The sequence below is a fragment of the Dokdonella sp. genome (assembly GCF_036518555.1).
Classification (GTDB): Bacteria; Pseudomonadota; Gammaproteobacteria; order Xanthomonadales; family Rhodanobacteraceae; genus Dokdonella_A.
In genome coordinates this window covers 1-2,683 of record NZ_DATDMY010000086.1, presented here as the reverse complement: position 1 = coordinate 2,683, position 2,683 = coordinate 1, and the positions used below count along the sequence as shown (strand labels likewise).

Here is a 2,683-nt window from a genome sequence, read left to right as displayed (position 1 = left end):
ATCGCGACGACCCCGCCGTCGCGTTGCGGCGCGGCCTTGGCCGCGACGTCCGCCTTGGCCACCGCGTCGACGAGCGCGCGCCGCGTCGGATCGAGTCCATCGACGCCGCGGTCGCCGGCGAGGTCGAGCAGCAGGCGCGCGCCCGCGGTATCGAGCCGGTCGATGCCCGACGCGTCCACGCGCAGGCGCTCGCCGCGAGCGCGCGCGAGTTCGGCGACCCGCGCGGCGAGCGCGGGCGCGAAGGCGAGCGTCCAGTCGCCGGTTGCGGCGACGACGTCGCCGTCCTGGTCGTGGCGGAGTGTGGCGGTCCCTGCAGCGCTCATCGGGCAAGGCTAGCAGGGTAGGGCCCGATCGCACACGCGGCACGGGCGCCGAACATGAACGCTCGCCAATCGGCGCGGCCGCGCGGCATCATTGCGCGATGGACATGGCAGGGTTCACGCAACGCATCGGCGGCGACGCCGAGCTCAAGACGCGCATCGGCTTCGTGGTCGAGCTGTCGCGCCGCCTGCACGAGTACGGCACGACCGCGCCGCGCCTCGAGGACGTCGTCAACCTCGTCAGCGCCCGCCTCGGGCTCGCCTGCAACGTCCTGTCCACGCCGACATCGATCGTGATGTCGTTCTCCGACCCCCGTCACGGCGACGACCTCGCCGAGACGACGCAGGTCGTGCGCATGCCGCCGGGCGAGGTGAACCTCAAGCGCCTGTGCCAGGTCGACGAGATCGCCGACCGGGTCATCGCGGGCCAACTCGACTTCGTCGAAGGCCGGCGACAGCTGCGCGCGGTCGGCGAGCGGCCGCCGAGCCGCGCGAGCGACGTCGCCGGCGTGCTCAGCTTCGGCGTGTCGTCGGCCGCGATCGCATTGATCCTGCACACGGGATGGCGCGGTGCCATGGTGGCCGGTCTCAATGGCCTGCTGATCGGCGCGATCTCGCTCGCGCCGCGGCGCTGGCCGACGTTCGCGGCCGGGCTCGAGGCCGCCGCGGCGTTCCTCTGCACGCTCGTCGCGATCGCGATCGCGCAATGGATCGCGCCGATCGCGCTGCGGCCGGTCGTGCTCGCGAGCCTGATCGTGCTGATGCCGGGCATGACGCTGACCACCGCGGTGCGCGAGCTGTCGAGCCAGCACCTGATGTCCGGCACCGCGCGCATGATGGGTGCGGCGACGACGTTGCTCAAGCTCATCTTCGGCACCGCCGCCGCGTTGCAGGCGTGCGCGCTGCTCGGCGTCGTGCCCCCGGCGGTCGATGCAGCGCCGTTGCCCGCATGGGCGGGCTGGTGCGGCGTCGTCGCCGCGGCGTTCTCGTTCGCGGTGCTGTTCAAGAGCCCGCTGCGCTTCTACCCGGTCGTGATCGCGGCGCCGATCCTCGGCTATGCGTGCACGCAGATCGGCGGCGCGCACGTGCCGCCCGCGTTCGGCACCTTCGTCGGCAGCCTCGTCGTCGGCGCGGCGAGCAACCTGTTCGCGCGCGTGATGCAGCGCCCCGGCGCGCTCGTGCGCGAGACCGGCATCATCCTGCTCGTGCCGGGCAGCGTCGGCTTCCGCAGCCTCAGCTACGTGCTCGACCGCGAGGTGCTGCTCGGCATCGATACCGCGGTGACGATGGCCGCGTTGCTCACCGCGATCGTCGCCGGCCTCCTGTTCGGCGATTTCCTCGTGCCGCCGCGGCGCAAGCTGTGATGTTCGCGAAGCTTCCGCGCTGGGTGCTCGGCGGGGGCGCGCTGCTCGCGTTCGTCGCCGGCATCGTCAACGCGTGCGGATTCCTCGGTGTGCAGCACCAGGGCATCACCCACCTCACGGGTACGACGACCCTGCTCGGCATCGCCGTCGGCGGGCGCGACGTCGCGGGCGTGCTGCATTTCGCCGCGCTCATCGGCGCGTTCATGGCCGGTTGCGTCGCGAGCGGTGCGATCGTGCAGGATTCGACCCTGCGCCTCGGCCGTCGCTATGGCGTCGTGCTCGTGATCGAAGGCGTGCTGCTCGCGCTCGCGGTCCCTCTGCTCGTGCGCGGCGACGTCTCCGGAGATTACCTTGCCTCGGCCGCGTGCGGCCTGCAGAACGCAATGGCGAGCACCTACAGCGGCGCGGTGCTGCGCACGACGCACTTCTCGGGCACGCTGACCGATCTCGGCATCTTCCTGGGCCACCGCCTGCGCGGGCTGCCGGTGGACGCGCGCCGCGTGCGCCTGCTGCTTTCGCTCGTGCTCGCGTTCCTCTGCGGCGCGGTCGCGGGCACGTGGCTGTTCGCACGCCTCGGCTATGCCGCACTGTACGTGCCGGCCGCCGCGACTGCGGCGATCGGCTCCGTCTACGGCGTCTACCAGCACCTGCACCCGCAGCGGCGGCGCGCCGGCGGATGATGCGCCGCCGGCCGCGTCGTGCGCATCACTTCAGCAGCGAGCGCAGCATCCAGGCGGTCTTCTCGTGCTGCTGCATGCGTTGCGTCGCGAGGTCCGCCGTCGGCTGGTCGTCGGCCTTGTCGGCGACGCGGAACACGTCGCGCGCGGTGCGTGCGACCGTCTCGTGGCCCTCGACGAGCTGCTGCACCATGCCCTTCCAGTCCGGTACGCCGGTTTCCTCGCCGATCGCGGTGAGCTTGCCGAACTGCGTGTACGACCCCGGCGCGTAGACATCGAGCGCGCGGATGCGTTCGGCGATCGCGTCCGCCGCCGTCCACAG

4 protein-coding genes are annotated in these 2,683 nt (G+C 72.3%); 2 read left to right on the top strand and 2 right to left on the bottom strand.

The features are described from left to right. Positions 1-323, bottom strand: a 323-nt coding sequence (locus VI238_RS05315; RefSeq protein WP_331649211.1) for an STAS domain-containing protein, incomplete at its 3' end; no start/stop codon positions are given. Positions 324-427: 104 nt separating this feature from the next. Between VI238_RS05315 and VI238_RS05310 the strand changes: the two genes are divergently transcribed. Beyond that, positions 428-1,684: a threonine/serine ThrE exporter family protein gene (locus VI238_RS05310; protein WP_331649209.1), complete on the top strand. Its 1,257-nt coding sequence runs from the start codon at positions 428-430 to the stop codon at positions 1,682-1,684. Beyond that, the gene (locus VI238_RS05305; protein WP_331649207.1) at positions 1,684-2,364 is read left to right on the top strand and encodes a YoaK family protein; all 681 of its coding nucleotides are present in this window, start codon (positions 1,684-1,686) and stop codon (positions 2,362-2,364) included. The genes VI238_RS05310 and VI238_RS05305 overlap by 1 nt, the downstream gene beginning before the upstream one ends. 25 nt (positions 2,365-2,389) lie before the next feature. Here VI238_RS05305 and VI238_RS05300 read toward each other — a convergent pair. Then, on the bottom strand, positions 2,390-2,683 hold a 294-nt coding region (locus VI238_RS05300), incomplete at its 5' end, for a Dps family protein (protein WP_331649205.1).